Annotated in this window: 17 protein-coding genes; 16 read left to right on the forward strand and 1 reads right to left on the reverse strand. The window is 39.8% G+C overall.

Annotated elements, in window-relative coordinates; all coding sequences use genetic code 11:
* The first annotated feature begins 372 nt into the window (after positions 1 to 372).
* The 9 genes from ACHABW_RS23750 (at position 373) to rsmI (ending at position 7750) form a co-directional block, all read left to right on the forward strand.
* Positions 373 to 600 (forward strand): sigma factor G inhibitor Gin, encoded by a 228-nt coding sequence (locus ACHABW_RS23750; RefSeq protein ID WP_435759231.1) that lies wholly within the window; start codon positions 373 to 375, stop codon positions 598 to 600.
* Between the two features lie 555 nt (positions 601 to 1155).
* Positions 1156 to 2598 (forward strand): aminotransferase class I/II-fold pyridoxal phosphate-dependent enzyme, encoded by a 1443-nt coding sequence (locus ACHABW_RS23755; protein WP_435759233.1) that lies wholly within the window; start codon positions 1156 to 1158, stop codon positions 2596 to 2598.
* 12 nt (positions 2599 to 2610) lie between these two features.
* A complete protein-coding gene (tmk, locus tag ACHABW_RS23760; protein WP_435759235.1) occupies positions 2611 to 3246 on the forward strand; it encodes a dTMP kinase in 636 nt (211 codons plus the stop codon).
* Between the two features lie 149 nt (positions 3247 to 3395).
* Positions 3396 to 3725: a cyclic-di-AMP receptor gene (locus ACHABW_RS23765; RefSeq protein WP_110938064.1), complete on the forward strand. Its 330-nt coding sequence runs from the start codon at positions 3396 to 3398 to the stop codon at positions 3723 to 3725.
* A gap of 34 nt (positions 3726 to 3759) precedes the next feature.
* Positions 3760 to 4749 (forward strand): DNA polymerase III subunit delta', encoded by a 990-nt coding sequence (holB, locus tag ACHABW_RS23770; protein ID WP_435759237.1) that lies wholly within the window; start codon positions 3760 to 3762, stop codon positions 4747 to 4749.
* A 3-nt stretch (positions 4750 to 4752) separates the two neighbouring features.
* A complete protein-coding gene (locus ACHABW_RS23775; protein WP_110938062.1) occupies positions 4753 to 5568 on the forward strand; it encodes a PSP1 domain-containing protein in 816 nt (271 codons plus the stop codon).
* 30 nt (positions 5569 to 5598) lie between these two features.
* Entirely contained in the window at positions 5599 to 5964 is a 366-nt protein-coding gene (gene yabA / locus ACHABW_RS23780; RefSeq protein ID WP_110938061.1) for a DNA replication initiation control protein YabA, read from the forward strand.
* A 139-nt stretch (positions 5965 to 6103) separates the two neighbouring features.
* Positions 6104 to 6835 carry a tRNA1(Val) (adenine(37)-N6)-methyltransferase gene (locus tag ACHABW_RS23785; RefSeq protein WP_435759240.1) on the forward strand — a complete coding sequence of 244 codons (732 nt, stop codon included), beginning with the start codon at positions 6104 to 6106 and terminating at the stop codon, positions 6833 to 6835.
* Positions 6836 to 6862: 27 nt separating this feature from the next.
* Complete coding sequence (gene rsmI / locus ACHABW_RS23790; protein ID WP_435759257.1) at positions 6863 to 7750, forward strand: 16S rRNA (cytidine(1402)-2'-O)-methyltransferase; 888 nt, start codon at positions 6863 to 6865, stop codon at positions 7748 to 7750.
* Positions 7751 to 7823: 73 nt separating this feature from the next.
* Here the strand turns inward: rsmI and ACHABW_RS23795 are convergent, their stop codons facing one another.
* Positions 7824 to 8111, reverse strand: coding sequence for an AbrB/MazE/SpoVT family DNA-binding domain-containing protein (locus tag ACHABW_RS23795; protein WP_435759242.1), 288 nt, complete (start codon positions 8109 to 8111; stop codon positions 7824 to 7826).
* Positions 8112 to 8846: 735 nt separating this feature from the next.
* On the opposite strand from ACHABW_RS23795, the gene metG reads away from it, so the two are divergent.
* The 7 genes from metG (at position 8847) to ACHABW_RS23830 (ending at position 16148) form a co-directional block, all read left to right on the forward strand.
* A complete protein-coding gene (metG, locus tag ACHABW_RS23800; protein WP_435759244.1) occupies positions 8847 to 10856 on the forward strand; it encodes a methionine--tRNA ligase in 2010 nt (669 codons plus the stop codon).
* Between the two features lie 78 nt (positions 10857 to 10934).
* Positions 10935 to 11702 (forward strand): TatD family hydrolase, encoded by a 768-nt coding sequence (locus tag ACHABW_RS23805; protein WP_435759246.1) that lies wholly within the window; start codon positions 10935 to 10937, stop codon positions 11700 to 11702.
* A gap of 218 nt (positions 11703 to 11920) precedes the next feature.
* Positions 11921 to 13141, forward strand: coding sequence for a ubiquitin-like domain-containing protein (locus tag ACHABW_RS23810; RefSeq protein WP_435759248.1), 1221 nt, complete (start codon positions 11921 to 11923; stop codon positions 13139 to 13141).
* A gap of 181 nt (positions 13142 to 13322) precedes the next feature.
* Positions 13323 to 13916, forward strand: coding sequence for a ribonuclease M5 (gene rnmV / locus ACHABW_RS23815; protein WP_435759250.1), 594 nt, complete (start codon positions 13323 to 13325; stop codon positions 13914 to 13916).
* Positions 13900 to 14796, forward strand: coding sequence for a 16S rRNA (adenine(1518)-N(6)/adenine(1519)-N(6))-dimethyltransferase RsmA (rsmA, locus tag ACHABW_RS23820; protein WP_435759252.1), 897 nt, complete (start codon positions 13900 to 13902; stop codon positions 14794 to 14796). The genes rnmV and rsmA overlap by 17 nt, the downstream gene beginning before the upstream one ends.
* 48 nt (positions 14797 to 14844) lie before the next feature.
* Positions 14845 to 15720 carry a sporulation peptidase YabG gene (gene yabG, locus ACHABW_RS23825; RefSeq protein ID WP_435759254.1) on the forward strand — a complete coding sequence of 292 codons (876 nt, stop codon included), beginning with the start codon at positions 14845 to 14847 and terminating at the stop codon, positions 15718 to 15720.
* Between the two features lie 173 nt (positions 15721 to 15893).
* Positions 15894 to 16148 (forward strand): Veg family protein, encoded by a 255-nt coding sequence (locus ACHABW_RS23830; protein ID WP_110938052.1) that lies wholly within the window; start codon positions 15894 to 15896, stop codon positions 16146 to 16148.
* Positions 16149 to 16188: the final 40 nt, after the last annotated feature.

Raw genomic sequence — 16188 nt, forward strand, 5'->3', positions numbered from 1 at the left:
GCGGTAGCACCTACCAACGTAGCAGGTAGAAACGAAGAGCATGACTGAGGATAAGCGAGTTTGAAAAGCCTTTTTCAAGGTAGATGCTACGGCGGTAGCACATACAAAACCTCAATCATTGCATCAACTAAAACACCTAAAAAGCAAAAAAATTCTAACTTTCCTTCCTATATTAAATCCCCAAAAGTAAAATCTAAATTTATAAAAAACTATATTTAAATAGCGTAATCACGTAACCAATTTAGGTATTTCGTAAATTTCAGGCGAACAAGGACAACTTGTATTGCATATAGTAAAGCAGTTGATTCATGGATTACAAGGGTTAGAGTATGAAAGAATGGGTCATACTGTTAGCGGAGGTGTCTAAAAAATATGAGTCATTTATTAAAAAAAGAAGATGTGCAGTTGAATGACTGCTTGATATGTTCCTCAGCTAAAGAAAGAGGAATTCATGTAATTGGATCATTTATATGCGAAGAATGTGAAAGAAAGATGGTTCAGATGAATGTAGAGGATCACAGTTATTCTCTTATTGTAAACCGATTGGGTAAGATTCGGGATAGACTGCGTCAAGAGGGGAATGGGGAGGTTCAAAGTTGAACCTTCTTTTTTTTATGAGAAAGTATAAGATGACAGCTACCTTTACCTTTCAAGTAGCACCTACATGCACTACAGAGGGGCTACTCGAAAGGACGTGGCAAAAGCTTACGCTGCATTAAACAAAAGGCGCTTTGCGTTTATCTTATGAAATTCGTATAGGATAGTTGAACCGTCTCCTTAAGATGTGGCTAAAGGAAAAAAGACAGCCACAATAGGCTCTGAATTTAGGTCTTATTCACATACAACAGCATAGCACTTCAACAAATTTTGACATCTTAGTATTAATCATATTTCTTTAAAAGTACCTCCTAAACTATATATTTTGTATCATGAGGAAGTTTTATCGAGTAATAAACTTATTAAGAAATACAGACATTTTTCTGGTTTATTATTGTAAAATAAAAATGCCTGAAAGAATGGATAGTAAACTTAAAGGCTGCATTTCTTTATATACAGACCTAGACAATTTAACCAAAGAGAATGAGGAAAACAAGAGATAATTTTTAGATGATTCGTTATAATAAATGGAGGAATAACTTTGAGAAGAGGAATTCGATGGACCAACAACTTACACCACTTTTTGATCAATTAAACAAACATAAGAATTCCAGACCTCAGTCTTTCCACGTACCTGGGCATAAAAATGGACGAGTCTTTTTAGAGAAGGCAAGACCGGCATATGAACAAATACTAGCATTCGATCAAACAGAAATTCAAGGATTGGATGACCTTCATGATGCGACTGGGGTAATTGCCGAAGCACAACAGCTTGCTGCTGAATTATACGGCTCAAGGACTACCCATTTTCTGGTGGGTGGCTCTACGGTCGGTAATATAGCGATGATGCTGTGTGTAGCTGAGCCTGGAGATCAGGTGATCGTTCAACGAAATAGTCATCAATCTATCTTTCATGGAATGGAGCTTGCTGGTTTAAAGCCAGTTTTCCTTGAACCAGAGAGAGATGAGGCTACTGGAATTGCTTTAGGGGTGTCTATAACAACAATCAAACTAGCGATGAGTAAGTACCCTGGTGCAAAAGCTGTCTTCTTAACGAATCCTTCCTACGAAGGGTATGGCCAGGATTTAACGCTGCATGTGCAGGCGGCGCATGAAGCAAACATGATTGTTTGTGTGGATGAAGCACACGGGGCGCATCTCATCGTAGATCATCCTTCGTGGCCTGTGAGCTCTTTGAGGGCAAGGGCTGATCTGGTTGTACAGTCGGCACATAAAACATTACCGGCTATGACAATGACATCTTTTTTACATAATAATAGTGAACGGATAAATAGCGATAAAATACGCTTATATTTACGGATGCTTCAATCAAGCAGTCCTTCCTATCCACTGATGTCTTCACTAGACGTTGCGCGCGCATATTTAGCCTCTTTTGAGATTTCTGATTGGAACCAGTTAACTGCAAAGATTGCTGAATTAAAGGAGTGCCTAGACGGTGGCGATGGTTGGGATCAGACCCCCCATAAATTAGGAGATTATGTGCAAGATCCGCTGAAGCTTGCTTTTGTGACGCCGTATCGGGATGCAGCAATAGGTTGGAAAAATCAGTTGGAGGCACGTGGTGCATATCCGGAGCTTGTTTCTCCGGGCCTTTTATTGCTTACACTGCCACTAAATGTGAAAGCGATAGATGTAGACAATTGGAGATCGATGTTAGAGCAAATTCTTCCGGTCAAAAACAAAAAAAGTGGTCAATTTAGTAGAGATACAGCCCGACCGAAAGAGCTTATTTCAGAGCTGGCACTTTCTTATCAAGAGATGAGAGAAAGAAAAACAGTCTTGATTCCTTGGCAGGAAAGCGAAGGGGAAATAGCAGGAGAGACGATTGTACCATATCCACCAGGAATTCCATTAGTTTTAGCTGGAGAACGTATTAGAGAAGATCAACTAGAGACTCTTGCGAAATTGATTAATGAGGGATCATCATTTCAAACAGGGGACAGTTGGGTTTATAATGGTATAACGATATTTTTAGAATGAGGAGAATGAGATGTGCGTGGTTTATTTATAACGTTTGAGGGTGGTGAGGGAGCTGGTAAGACAACAGTTCTGAAAATAGTCAAGGAAAAACTCGAAGCAGAAGGATATGAGGTCGTCTCTACGCGGGAGCCGGGAGGCAGTGTCATCGCTGAAAAAGTGAGAGAAGTCATACTTGATCCGGAACATACGGAGATGGATGCCCGAACGGAAGCACTTCTATATGCAGCTGCTAGGAGACAACATTTAGTGGAGACGGTCATACCACAACTGGAACTAGGAAACATCGTTTTGTGCGATCGGTTTATAGACAGTAGTCTTGTTTACCAAGGTGTAGGTCGCCAAATAGGTGTGGATGAGGTATTACAATTGAATTTGTTTGCAACAGAGGGGATGATGCCTCATATGACGTTGTATTTTGATGTCACCCCGGAAGTGGGACTAGCAAGAATTAATAAACATAGTGGTCGGGAGTTTAATCGATTGGATCAGGAATCGATGGCTTTCCACGAACAAGTGAGAAAAGCGTATCTTGCTTTGCAAAAAAAGGAACCCAAGAGAATTCACACGATAGATGCCTCAGAGGAAATAGAGGAAGTCGTTCAAAAAACATTGCAGGAAATCGAGCACTTTTTGGAGAAGGAAGCATAAGAAATAATGTAAATAGATTATTTGTTGTTATAATAAGAAAAGAAGAGATTCCTTATTTCTAATACAGGTAGAAGCGGAGTCAAATAGTTTTAAAAGAGACATTATACGTTATGTATTTAACAAATAGTGCTTATAGGGAGGTCAATACCATGAAATTAATTATGGCTGTCATTCAAGATAAGGATAGTAACAGATTGTCAGACGCCCTTGTAGAGAAAGAGTTTCAGGCGACAAAGCTTGCAAGCACGGGGGGATTTTTAAAGGCTGGGAATACGACCTTTATGATTGGTGTGAAGGATGCTGAGGTAGACAAGGCACTGGAAATCATCAAGGAAAACTGTGAGTCGCGTGAACAGCTTGTCGCACCTATTTCGCCGATGGGCGGGAATGCAGATTCATATGTACCGTATCCTGTGGAAGTTCAAGTCGGTGGGGCAACTGTATTCATCTTACCTGTTGAGCAATTTGAGAAGTTTTAGTTAGGTGTAAAGACCGAAAGAAGAGGGATCCATCATGAAAACATGGGAAGACATAGGAGAAACACAATCAACCATAGCTAAAATCCTGAAAAATAGTGTGCTGAAAAACAGACTCTCTCATGCCTATGTTTTTGAAGGTGGTCGTGGGACGGGGAAAAAAAACGTTGCCGTTCTTTTAGCAAAAACTTTTTTTTGTAAGGAAAAACTGGAAGCTGAGCCTTGCCAGCAGTGTCGAGATTGCAAACGGATTGATTCAGGTAATCATCCGGATATTCATCTGATTCAGGTGGATGGCTCATCCATTAAAGTAGATCAGATAAGAGAATTAAAAAAGGACCTTAGTTTAAGAGGGATGGAGTCCAGAAAGAAATTTTACATTGTGGAAGAAACCGAAAAAATGACTCCAGCAGCCGCGAATAGCATTCTGAAATTTCTGGAAGAACCTGATGGGGAAGCGTTAGCTATTCTGTTAACAACCCATGTGCAAAGAATTCTGCCGACAGTACTTTCCCGCTCACAAGTTCTTTCATTTGCACCCTTACCTCCTGATAAATTTATTGAGAAATTAGTCGAAAATAGTATTCCAGAAAAAGATGCCAGAGTAATTTCACAAATAACCTCTGATTTGGAAGAGGGAATCCAATTATGTCAGGATAATTGGTTTGCGCAAGCTAGGAGCAAGGTGATACAATTAACAGATGAAGTATCTTTGCGTCCAAAGAACGCATTTATCACTCTGCAGGAAGAGTGGATGCCTTTTTTCAAAGAAAAGTCAGAGATCCAGCTAGGTATTGATTTAATTATGATATGGTATCGAGATGTGATCAGGATGCAAGTTGATCAAACAAATCAGCTTGTTTATATAGACCAAGAGGACAAGCTTCAAGATCAAGCGTTGAAGCTCTCGCAACGAAAGCTGGGAAATAACCTCCAGGCGGTGATGGATGCGAAGCGTCGTTTGGACGCAAATACCGCTCCCCAGCTTTTAATGGAGCAATTGCTTCTTCGGTTACAGGAGGGATAACACGTGCATCAAGTAGTAGGTGTTCGATTTAAGAAAGCTGGGAAAATATATTATTTTTCTCCTAGCGACTTTGATATAAAGTTACACGACTATGTTATCGTAGAAACTGCTCGTGGGGTGGAATTCGGTAAGGTAGTTATCGGCATGAAAGAAGTAGAAGAACAGGATGTCGTTCTACCGTTGAAAAACGTCCTCCGATTAGCTACGGAAAAAGATAAGCTGATTGTGCAAGAGAACAAACAAGAGTCGCAAAGTGCGTTCAAAGTTTGTTCTGCAAAAATCAATGAGCATGATCTTGATATGAAGCTCGTAGATGTCGAGTATACATTCGACCGCAACAAAGTATTATTCTACTTTACTGCAGATGGCCGCATTGATTTCCGTGAACTCGTGAAGGATTTAGCATCTGTTTTCCGTACACGAATTGAGTTAAGACAAATTGGTGTGCGTGATGAAGCGAAGATGCTCGGGGGAATTGGTCCTTGTGGGCGTATGCTTTGCTGTTCAACGTTTTTAGGTGACTTTGAGCCTGTCTCCATTAAAATGGCGAAGGATCAAAACCTATCCCTGAATCCTACTAAAATTTCTGGACTTTGCGGAAGACTAATGTGTTGTTTAAAATATGAAAATGACACGTATGAATCTGCGAAGAAAGAACTTCCCGACCTCTATGAGAAATTAGAGACAAGTTATGGCAAAGGAAAAGTAGTAGGATTAAATATGTTGGAACGTCTTGTTCAAGTAGAAATTTATGAGTCAGGACAGGTGATTGAATTTTCCTTAGAGGAGCTCCTAAATGAGGGAGTGATCACCACGTAAACCACGGATAATGAATGAGGTGTGGGAATCGTGAACAAGAATGAAATTTTCGTCCGTGTAAGTCATATGGAAGAACGGATTGGCGGCCTGCATCATGAATTAGGCGAACTGAAAGATCAATTGGCGTTACTTCTTGAAGAAAACACTCATTTACAAATGGAAAACGAACATTTACGTGATCGTATGACCAGAGAATCGGAGGCAAGAGAGCTTGCAAAGGAATCTGCAGCTGATGAAGGTGAGACGAAAGACCGGATTCAGCCTGGTTTTGGCGAAGGTTATGATAATCTAGCAAGACTTTATGAAGAAGGCTTCCATATTTGTAATTTACATTATGGGAGTATTCGAAAAGAAGGAGATTGTCTTTTTTGCCTTTCGTTTCTAAACAAGAAGTGAGAAACCGTAAGTCTTTCCGTTGTATAACGGAAAGGCTTTTTTTCTCAGTACAAGCTATGAGACGAAGCGACCGGTGAAGACAAGTATCAGAACTCATATAAGAGTCCTTTCAATATAAGGGGCGGGAGGAAGGGAATAAGTGGAGGAAAATGAAAGACTAGACTACATGCCGGGCGGGAATCGCTTTATATATCAGCGGAAAGATGTTTTTGCATTTTCTATGGATGCGGTGCTTTTAGCTAAGTTTGTGAAAGTACCGGTTCCTCAAGGTAAGATCATGGACCTGTGTGCTGGAAATGGAGCCGTTCCATTAATGATGTCATTGCGAACAGAGGCAAAAATTGATGCTGTAGAAATTCAGGAGCTTTTATGTAACTTGGCAAGTAAATCAATGGTACATAATGGAGTCAGTAATCAGGTACGGGTTATCCATTCGGATATTCTTTTGTTAAAGGAAGAGGTGGCTTGGGAAACCTATGATGTGGTCACGTGCAACCCACCTTACTTTCCAGTTACTTCAGAGAAAGGAAAAAACAAAGATAAGCCTTTTTCCTTAGCTAGACATGAAGTGGCCTGTACACTAGAGGATGTGATTCACGTTTCTTCTAGATTAGTTAAACAAAAGGGAAGAGTGGCACTTGTTCACCGTCCCGAACGGGTGGCAGATGTGTTTGCATTGATGAAGCAATATCGAATAGAACCAAAGCGGATCCAATACGTACATCCAAAAGCAACAAAAGACGCAAATATGGTGATGGTGGAAGGTGTGCGGGAAGGTAATCCCGGAATCACGACTTTACCGCCATGGATTGTTTATGACGATGTTAATCAGTTTACGGAAGTATTTAAACATCATTATGAGAAAGATTAGATATTTCGAAAGGAGGGGTTCATCGTGTTGAAGGAACAACGTAGTTTTCAAAAAGGAAATGAAACTGGAACACTGTATGTGGTCCCGACACCGATTGGTAACTTACAGGATATGACCTTTCGGGCTGTGGATATTCTGAAAGAAGCAGACATTATTGCGGCTGAGGATACAAGACACTCGAAGAAGCTTTGTCATGTGTTTGATATTGGTACGCCACTTATAAGCTACCATGAGCATAATAAAAAAGAGCGTGAAGGAGAGTTAGTTGCGCGTGCTCAGCGTGGGGAAGTAATTGCACTCGTAAGTGATGCCGGGATGCCGGCAATATCTGATCCAGGGGTAGACCTTGTAAAGCGGTTTATCGAAGAGGGTTTAACCGTTGTAGGGCTGCCAGGCGCAAATGCTGCTGTGACATCTCTTGTTGTCTCAGGTCTGCCGACGGACGCTTTTACCTTCATCGGATTTCTTGATCGAAATAAAAAACATCGAAAACAAGTGTTAGAGCAATGGAAAGGCAGTCCATCTACATTAATTTTTTATGAAGCACCTCATCGATTGAAAGAAATGCTTAAAGCAGTAGAAGAAGTGTTGGGAAACCGTAACATTGCTTTATGCCGTGAGCTTACGAAACAGTATGAAACAATTCTTCGTGGAACTGTGGAAGAATTAAAGGACAGGTTGTTGGAAGAGGCTGTAAAGGGTGAATGTGTGGTAGTCATCGAAGGCGCTACAGAAGAAGAACAGAAGGCGTTAGAAGATGTTCCTTGGTGGGTAGAAGTTTCGTTGATTGATCATATTCAAAAGTTGATGGACGAAGGAGAAACATCAAAGCAAGCAATTAAATCTGTAGCGGTTGAACGGGGAATTCCTAAACGAGAGGTATATCAAGCCTTTCACGTTGAGGAAGAGAATTAGAATGAATCGCCTGAAAATAAAAATGCCTTCAAGAGAAGTGAACACTTCTCTTGAAGGCATTTTTATGTATTTATTACTTTTCTTGCTTTGAAATATAGTTATCAAGCTCTTTTAAAATTTCTTTTGCACCGATTGGGCTTAAGATAATTTTACCGTTAGCAATAGAAAGGTTATCATCAGAAACCTCCCCAGTTACTTGACAGGTCATATTTGGCTTGTACTTCTTCAAAATAATACGATCGTCATCAACATAGATTTCAAGTGCATCTTTTTCTGCAATATCTAAAGTACGACGAAGTTCTATTGGAATTACAACCCGTCCTAGCTCATCAACCTTACGAACAATACCTGTAGATTTCATTATAAAAAATCTCCTCTCACATAGTTAATCTCTTTTTTGTCTCTGTCACAGGTGATATACCAGTGTCATTATTCGACAAAATTCTCTTAAGATTAGAATACCAAGTCTTCCAAAAGAAGTCAATTAAAAAATGTTTATTACAAAAGTATTCTAACAAACTATGTCGGGAAATACTAATCTATCAACTGTTTCCATAAAAAAGAAAATCTAATGTTTTGAAGCTGCTTTAGTTAAGTAAGGGACTATATATTAGTAATGAAACTAATTCGACAAAAAAAGACTAAATATTATTCGGTGTACCCCGTCTTCATGGATACCTTGACAGTATTGACTTCGTTCGGTATATTTTGTAGAGATAATAAAATTATAAACTATTTCTGATGAAAAGATGAGTAGGGAGCAAAGCTTATACCAGAGAACCGGAATTGCTGAAAACCGGTTAAGCTAAACTTTTGAAGATGGTCTTAGGAGGATTTGGTTTCCGAGCTAGAGATGCTGCTTGTAAGAGCATGGTCTCAGTAAAGAAATCACGGGCTGTTCGTTATACAGTAGTTTGCTGATTAGAGGATATAGTTCGAATCCTTTTCAGCAACTTGGAGGTCAATGATCGTTGTCATTGATAAATCTGGGTGGTACCGCGTGAGATATACTCTCGTCCCATTGTCTTGGGGCGGGAGTTTTTATGTTTTTTCACTGACGATATAGGAAATGATGATACTAGAGGAGGCTTTAACGATGAAAAACGAGCAAAAAACGTTTTACTTAACAACCCCAATTTATTATCCCAGTGCAAAGTTGCATATCGGTCACGCCTATACGACAGTTGCAGGCGATGCAATGGCACGTTATAAACGTCTAAGAGGCTATGAAGTAAGGTTTTTGACAGGGACAGATGAACATGGTCAGAAAATAGAACAAAAAGCAAAGGAAAACGGGGTTAGTCCACAGCACTTTGTTGATGGTGTTGTGAAAGATATTCAAGAGTTATGGAAAAAGCTTGATATATCCTATGATGATTTTATTCGGACGACGGAAGAACGTCATAAAATAGTAGTAGCAAAAATTTTCGATCAGCTGTTAGAGCAAGGTGATATTTATTTAGATGAATATGAAGGCTGGTACTCTATCTCTGACGAAACATTTTACACTGCACTTCAATTAGACGATAAAGAATATGATGCAGAAGGAAATATTATTGGTGGGAAGAGTCCGGATAGCGGACATCCAGTCGAAAAAGTTCGCGAAGAATCGTATTTCTTTAGAATGAGCAAATATTCAGACCGGTTGTTGAAGTTTTATGAAGAAAACCCTAATTTTATTCAACCAGAGTCTCGAAAAAATGAAATGATCAATAATTTCATCAAGCCAGGACTTGAAGATTTAGCGGTATCAAGAACCTCATTTGACTGGGGGATAAAGGTAAACAAGGATCCGAAACATGTCGTGTATGTATGGATCGATGCTCTTTCCAATTATATTACCTCACTCGGATACGCAAGTGATGATGAGACGAATTATCAAAAATTCTGGCCGGCAGATGTCCACCTAGTAGGAAAGGAAATTGTCCGATTCCATTCGATCTATTGGCCGATCATGCTGATGGCACTTGACCAACCACTGCCGAAAAAAGTATTTGGTCACGGTTGGCTTCTTATGAAAGACGGAAAAATGTCTAAATCTAAAGGGAATGTTGTAGACCCTGTGCCTTTAATCGAGCGATACGGTCTAGATGCACTAAGATATTACCTTTTACGTGAAGTTCCATTTGGATCAGATGGCGTATTTACACCGGAAGGCTTTGTCGACCGCATAAATTATGATTTGGCAAACGACTTAGGAAATCTCCTTAATCGGACGGTGGCCATGATTAATAAGTATTTTGATGGAAAAATATCTGCATACATTAAAGACGCTACGCCATTTGATGCTTCGCTTGTAGATCTTGTCGATGCGACTGTAGAAAAAGTTGAGGATTCAATGGAAGATATGGAGTTTTCTGTCGCATTAACAGCGATCGGGCAGCTTATTAGCCGCACAAATAAATACATTGATGAAACGCAGCCATGGGTGTTGGCTAAAGATGAAGAAGCAAAAGATCAACTCGGTTCGGTGCTGCACCACCTGGTGGAATCATTACGCCAAATTTCCATTCTTCTTCAACCGTTCTTAACCGAAACACCTAAAAAAATCTGGAGCCAACTTGGTATTCTAGAAGAGTTGACTGCTTGGAATACGTTGAGAGTATTTGGTCACATTAAAACTGGAACAAAGGTTGTTTCCAAAGGGGAACCGGTTTTTCCTCGCTTAGACTTCAACGAAGAAGTAAAAGCTATTGTTGAAATGATGGGAGGAACAGTTGCAGCCAAAGAAGATGACAATCAAAAGGTTGGTGCTTCTGAAGAAATGGATATACCAGAGGTTGATGAAATTACGATCGATGATTTCAGTAAGGTAGATTTACGGGTTGCAGAGGTTATTTCTGCGGAAAAGGTAAAAAAGACGGATAAACTTCTTAAAATCCAACTGGACCTGGGCTATGAGAAACGCCAGGTTGTCTCAGGGATTGCAAAGCATTACGATCCAGATCAGTTAGTTGGTCAAAAAGTTATCTGTGTCACCAATTTAAAACCCGTGAAACTTCGCGGGGAGCTTTCTCAAGGAATGATATTAGCAGGATCGGCAAATAATGAATTGTCATTAGCGACTGTTGGAAAAGATCTTCCGAATGGTTCTCAGGTGAAGTAGACGATTTATCAAACTAGAGTACACCCTTCCATTAAATACTGGAGGGGTGTTCGTATAGAAATTAGGAGGATTACAGTCATGTTATTTGATACTCACGTACACTTAAATGCCGACCAATTTGAAGAGGATGTAGAAGAGGTAATACAAAGAGCAAAAGATACTGGTGTGGAAAAAATGGTTGTTGTAGGATTTGATGAAAAAACAATCAATAAAGCGATGACACTAGTCGAGAATTATGATTTTTTGTATGCGTCTGTCGGATGGCACCCCGTTGACGCCGTTGATTGCACGGATAAATACCTTGATTGGATTGAGGAACTAGCAAGCCATCCTAAAGTTGTAGCTATTGGAGAAACCGGACTTGATTACCATTGGGATAAGTCGCCGAAGGACATTCAAAAAGATATATTTCGAAAACAAATTCATTTAGCTAAACGGGTAAAACTTCCGATTATTATTCATGATCGTGAAGCCCACGAAGATATTGTCCAAGTGCTGCAAGAGGAAAACGCGGCGGAAGTTGGGGGAATCATGCACTGCTTTGCTGGTGATATGGAAATCGCAAATGCATGTTTGGATATGAATTTTCATCTCTCGTTTGGAGGTCCGGTCACCTTTAAAAACGCGGTTTTACCGAAAGAAGTAGTGAAAGAGGTGCCATTAGACCGTCTACTCATTGAAACTGATGCTCCTTTTCTTGCTCCCCATCCGAATAGAGGAAAGCGGAACGAACCTGCATATGTAAAGTTAATCGCAGAGAAAATTGCAGAATTACGGAATATTACGTATGAGGAGTTAGCAAGTGCAACGTCGGCAAATGCGAAAAAACTATTCGGGGTAACCTGACAAAATGCGTGAGGCAAATCTGGCCAATACGATCGTGCTGTGCTCCATTTCTCTGAATTACTACAAAGTCCTTCAAAAGAGTTCAATCCAATTGTCGAACACTTTTTCTTTCCTTTAGTCACGAGGGGTTCCATAATGACTAGGATAGAGTTCTCATATTCGGTTGACAAGGTGTAAAGACAGGGGTATAATTCAGGTCGCAAAGGAGGGGTTCAGCCATGAATCAATGGATGAAGCAGCTTTCCAGTAAATTTTCATGGAAAAAGCTTGCGGTATCCAGCGTGGGGCTCCTAACATTGATGAGTATTATAGCATTTGCTATCTATGAGGTAACAAAAGCAGAAGTAACGGTGGAAGCGGATGATGATTCGATATCGACGCACACTCACGCATCAACTGTTGGTGAGGTTTTGAAAGAACAAGATATCGATGTAACGAAACATGATTACGTCGAACCACCTGTAGATACAGAAATTAAGGAAGAAATGTCGATTGAATTCAAACAAGCCCAAAAAGTTGTGGTTAGTCTTGACGGGGAACTCAATAAAGTTTGGACAACGAAGCAAAGCGTCGAAGGCCTTCTGGAAGAATTAGAGATTGAGGTTCATAAGCATGATATCGTCGATCCGGATCTAGAAAACTCTCTCAATGATGTTAATGTTGTAAAATTCAATTCCGCTTTTCAAATAACAGTAATAAGTGACGGAGAAGAAAAGGAAGTATGGACAACTTCCACAACGGTCGCTGACTTTTTAGAAAAAGAAAAGATAACATTAAATAAACTCGATCGCGTAGAACCTGCTGAAGATGAGCAACTTGAAGGTACGGGGAAAGTAAATGTGGTTCGAGTAGAAAAAGTCACCGATGTTGTGGAGGAAACTGTTAATTTTGGCACTGTTACGAAAAATGACTCCTCCATAGACCAAGGATCTGAGGAAGTTATTCAGAAGGGTCAAGAAGGTAAAATTGAGAAACAATATGAAGTTGTTATCGAAGATGGAGAAGAAGTGTCAAGAGACTTGGTGAAAGAAAATGTCGTGCAAGAGAGTGAAGATAGAATTCTCGTCGTTGGGACAAAGAAAGCAGCGCCTAAAACCGTTTCAAGGGGATCCTCTTCCAATTCTTCTAGCTCGGCTAGTTCTTCAAGCGGGTCATGGCGTTCGTTTACAGCAACAGCCTACTCGGCCTTTTGCAATGGCTGTTCAGGAGTCACAGCGACAGGAATTAATTTAAGAGAGAATCCAGGTAAAAATGTTATTGCGGTTGATCCGAGTGTTATTCCTCTAGGGTCACGAGTAGAAGTAAAGGGGTATGGAACATATATTGCTGGAGATACCGGTGGAGCGATCAAAGGTAATAAGATAGATATATTTATGCCTGACAAAAGTAAAGTTCAGTCTTTCGGTCGTCGGTCGGTACAAATTCGTGTTTTGGACTAATAATTAGGTTAATAGAAATTTTTGAAGGGGTGACTCATAAGTCATCCTTTTTTATATGCTATTGAGATTGGCTCTTTTTTCTTCTTTTTATGATCTATACTATAATAGATGCAGGAGAGTAATACTGGTTTCATAAATATAGTAATTTAATTTATATTATGGCTATCGGAAGGGCAGATATATGGAATACCGTAGAATTGATGAAATGATCGTAGTGGAAGGAAAGAATGATACGAACAGACTAAAACGATTTTTTAAATGCGATACAATTGAAACAAATGGATCAGCAATTTCCGGTTCAACACTTGAAAAAATAAAATTAGCTTTGGATCGAAGAGGGGTGATCGTATTTACAGATCCCGATTACCCTGGTGAAAAGGTTCGGAAAACAATTAATGAATACGTGCCTGGCTGTAAGCACGCTTTTTTATCAAGAGAAGCGGCCATTGATCATCGTCGAAACAAGATTGGGATTGAACATGCAAACGAACATGAACTTTATCAGGCACTCCTTTATGCGAAAACGTCATTTGAGAAGGTTCCAAATGGAGCGGAGCACGACGGAATTAGCCGGGAGGACCTTCATACAGCAGGATTGATTGCTGGTCCGGAAGCGAAACAAAAGCGGGAACTCCTTGGTAAAGAATTGAAAATTGGGTATACCAACGGAAAACAATTATGCAATCGACTCACGCAGTTTCACATATCATCGGATGAATTTTCACAAGCATTGCGACTAGTAGAAAGGAAGTTAGACTATGACAAGCACGAATAAAGATATTGCGACGCCAAAACGAACCCAAGAAATTTTGAAAAAATACAAGTTTTCTGTTAAAAAAAGCTTAGGTCAGAACTTTTTAATTGATCCGAATGTACTATCGAATATTGTCCGTGCAGCGGGGTTAACGGAAGATTCCGGTGTGATTGAAATAGGTCCTGGTATAGGAGCATTAACAGAGCAATCAGCCAGATCAGCAGAACGCGTATTAGCATTTGAAATTGATCAACGTTTGCTTCCCATACTAAAAGATACGTTATCCCCATATCCGCACGTGGAAATCGTACATAAAGACGTATTGAAAGCTAACTTGTTACAGGAAGTACAGCGTTATTTTAAACCGAATCAAGATATTGCTGTGGTCGCTAATTTACCGTATTATGTAACGACACCAATTTTGATGAAGTTATTAGAAGAAAAATTACCAATTAGGGTGATCGTGGTTATGCTGCAAAAAGAAGTGGCAGAGAGAATAGCGGCAAGTCCTGGCTCAAAAATATATGGATCCTTATCGATTGCTGCACAATATTATGCGAAGGCAGAAACTGTTTTTACTGTCCCAAAAACAGTTTTTGTTCCTCAGCCGAATGTTGATTCCGCGATTCTACGTTTGACGAGAAGAGAAAAGCCTCCTGTAGATGTCATTAATGAAGACTTTTTCTTTGAATTTGTGCAATCTTCGTTTGTACAGCGTCGAAAAACTGTCTTAAATAATTTAAGTGTATTCTTCGAGGAGAAGTTAGATAAGAGTGACGTGGCAACGATATTAGAAGAAAATGGAATGGACCCGAAGAGACGAGCAGAATCCATATCTATGGAAGAGTTTGCGTTTTTGTCGAATGAGTTTTTCCATCAAGTGAAGGCTACCGAAAAGTAGCACTAGAAGCCCCCTTTGCATAACCTACCGAAGAAGGGGGTGTTTTGTGTGGAAGATATAAAGGTTGGTCAGATAGTCGGCAGAGCATCGTATGATTGCGATGTCATGTTTCGCATTCATCGAATTAAAGGGAACGAAGTTGAGTTGCATGGGGAAGAGATCCGATTAATTGCTGACGCACCCTTGGATGATTTGATTATCTTGGAAGATGAGGATCGAAAAGAGCGGAAAAAGAAAGATAAGTTAAAAGAAGAAAGTTGCTATCATCTTTTTCGACAAGAGAGAAAGCTCATTCGTGAAAAAAATGAATTTGATATGACTGCTGGATATACAAAAAAAAACAATCATTTTGAGATGCCGGGAAAAGTACTCCATATTGATGGGGACCCGATATATTTGAAAAAGTGCACTCAGGTGTACGATAAATTAGGAGTTCCCGTTTATGGGGTTCATTTGGCTGAAAAGGAAATATCGACGCAAGTGGCCTCTTTAGTGGAAATGATACGTCCTGATTTATTAGTTATTACAGGACATGATGCTTACAGTAGCTCAAAAGGCAACGTGGATGATCTAAAAGCCTATCGGCATTCAAAACATTTTGCCGATGCTGTGAAAGAGGCAAGAAAAGTAGTGCCTTACATGGATCATTTAATGATATTTGCTGGGGCTTGTCAGTCTCATTTTCAATCGATCCTGAAATCTGGGGCAAACTTTGCCAGTTCACCGGAAAGAGTAAATATTCACGCCTTGGACCCCGTTTATCTTGTTTCAAAAATTAGTATGACGCCATTTAATGAGAGAATAGGGATGTGGGAAATATTAAAAACAACCATTTCCGGAGAAAAAGGACTAGGTGGATTGGAATCATATGGTAGCCTAAGAAGAGGATTCCCCAATTACTCACCTCAAGTAAAGGAGGAGTGAAGGGGCGTATACCTTGGAATTACAGACAAGTAAGTGCTTACAGAGATCTAAATTAAATTATATAAAATGTAGATAAATCTATTGACACTGTAACTGAGCATTGTTATAATTTTAGTTTTATTTGACTGTTGTCCATCGATGTGATATACTGGTATTTAAGTGAGGTGTGGTGGATGGCTAAAACGCTATTAGAAATCAAAGAAGCACTACAAGCCAATGTGGGTAAGAAAGTTAAGATCCAAGCTAATGGAGGACGTAAGAAGATGATTGAACGTTCGGGATTGCTTGAAGGAATTTATCCTGCAGTATTTACGGTAAAGTTGGATAGAGACCAACATTCCGTTGAGCGACTTTCTTACAGCTACACAGATGTGCTGACAGAAACGGTTAAACTAACACTACCAGACGAATTGCCGGAAGAAGCATAAATTTAAAAAACAGCTATCCAATGGAGCTCTTTGGATAGCT

It is taken from the genome of Salipaludibacillus sp. CF4.18 (genome assembly GCF_051262595.1).
Lineage (GTDB): Bacteria > Bacillota > Bacilli > Bacillales > Salisediminibacteriaceae > Salipaludibacillus > Salipaludibacillus neizhouensis.

Excerpts from the sequence above, each read along its gene's own strand:
- ACHABW_RS23765 (WP_110938064.1), top strand. The coding sequence starts at position 3,396 with ATGAAATTAATTATGGCTGTCATTCAAGATAAGGATAGTAACAGATTG.
- metG (WP_435759244.1), top strand. The coding sequence starts at position 8,847 with ATGAAAAACGAGCAAAAAACGTTTTACTTAACAACCCCAATTTATTAT.
- ACHABW_RS23805 (WP_435759246.1), top strand. The coding sequence starts at position 10,935 with ATGTTATTTGATACTCACGTACACTTAAATGCCGACCAATTTGAAGAG.
- holB (WP_435759237.1), top strand. The coding sequence starts at position 3,760 with ATGAAAACATGGGAAGACATAGGAGAAACACAATCAACCATAGCTAAA.
- ACHABW_RS23750 (WP_435759231.1), top strand. The coding sequence starts at position 373 with ATGAGTCATTTATTAAAAAAAGAAGATGTGCAGTTGAATGACTGCTTG.
- ACHABW_RS23795 (WP_435759242.1), bottom strand. The coding sequence starts at position 8,111 with ATGAAATCTACAGGTATTGTTCGTAAGGTTGATGAGCTAGGACGGGTT.
- ACHABW_RS23810 (WP_435759248.1), top strand. The coding sequence starts at position 11,921 with ATGAATCAATGGATGAAGCAGCTTTCCAGTAAATTTTCATGGAAAAAG.
- ACHABW_RS23830 (WP_110938052.1), top strand. The coding sequence starts at position 15,894 with ATGGCTAAAACGCTATTAGAAATCAAAGAAGCACTACAAGCCAATGTG.
- rsmA (WP_435759252.1), top strand. The coding sequence starts at position 13,900 with ATGACAAGCACGAATAAAGATATTGCGACGCCAAAACGAACCCAAGAA.
- ACHABW_RS23755 (WP_435759233.1), top strand. The coding sequence starts at position 1,156 with ATGGACCAACAACTTACACCACTTTTTGATCAATTAAACAAACATAAG.
- rnmV (WP_435759250.1), top strand. The coding sequence starts at position 13,323 with ATGGAATACCGTAGAATTGATGAAATGATCGTAGTGGAAGGAAAGAAT.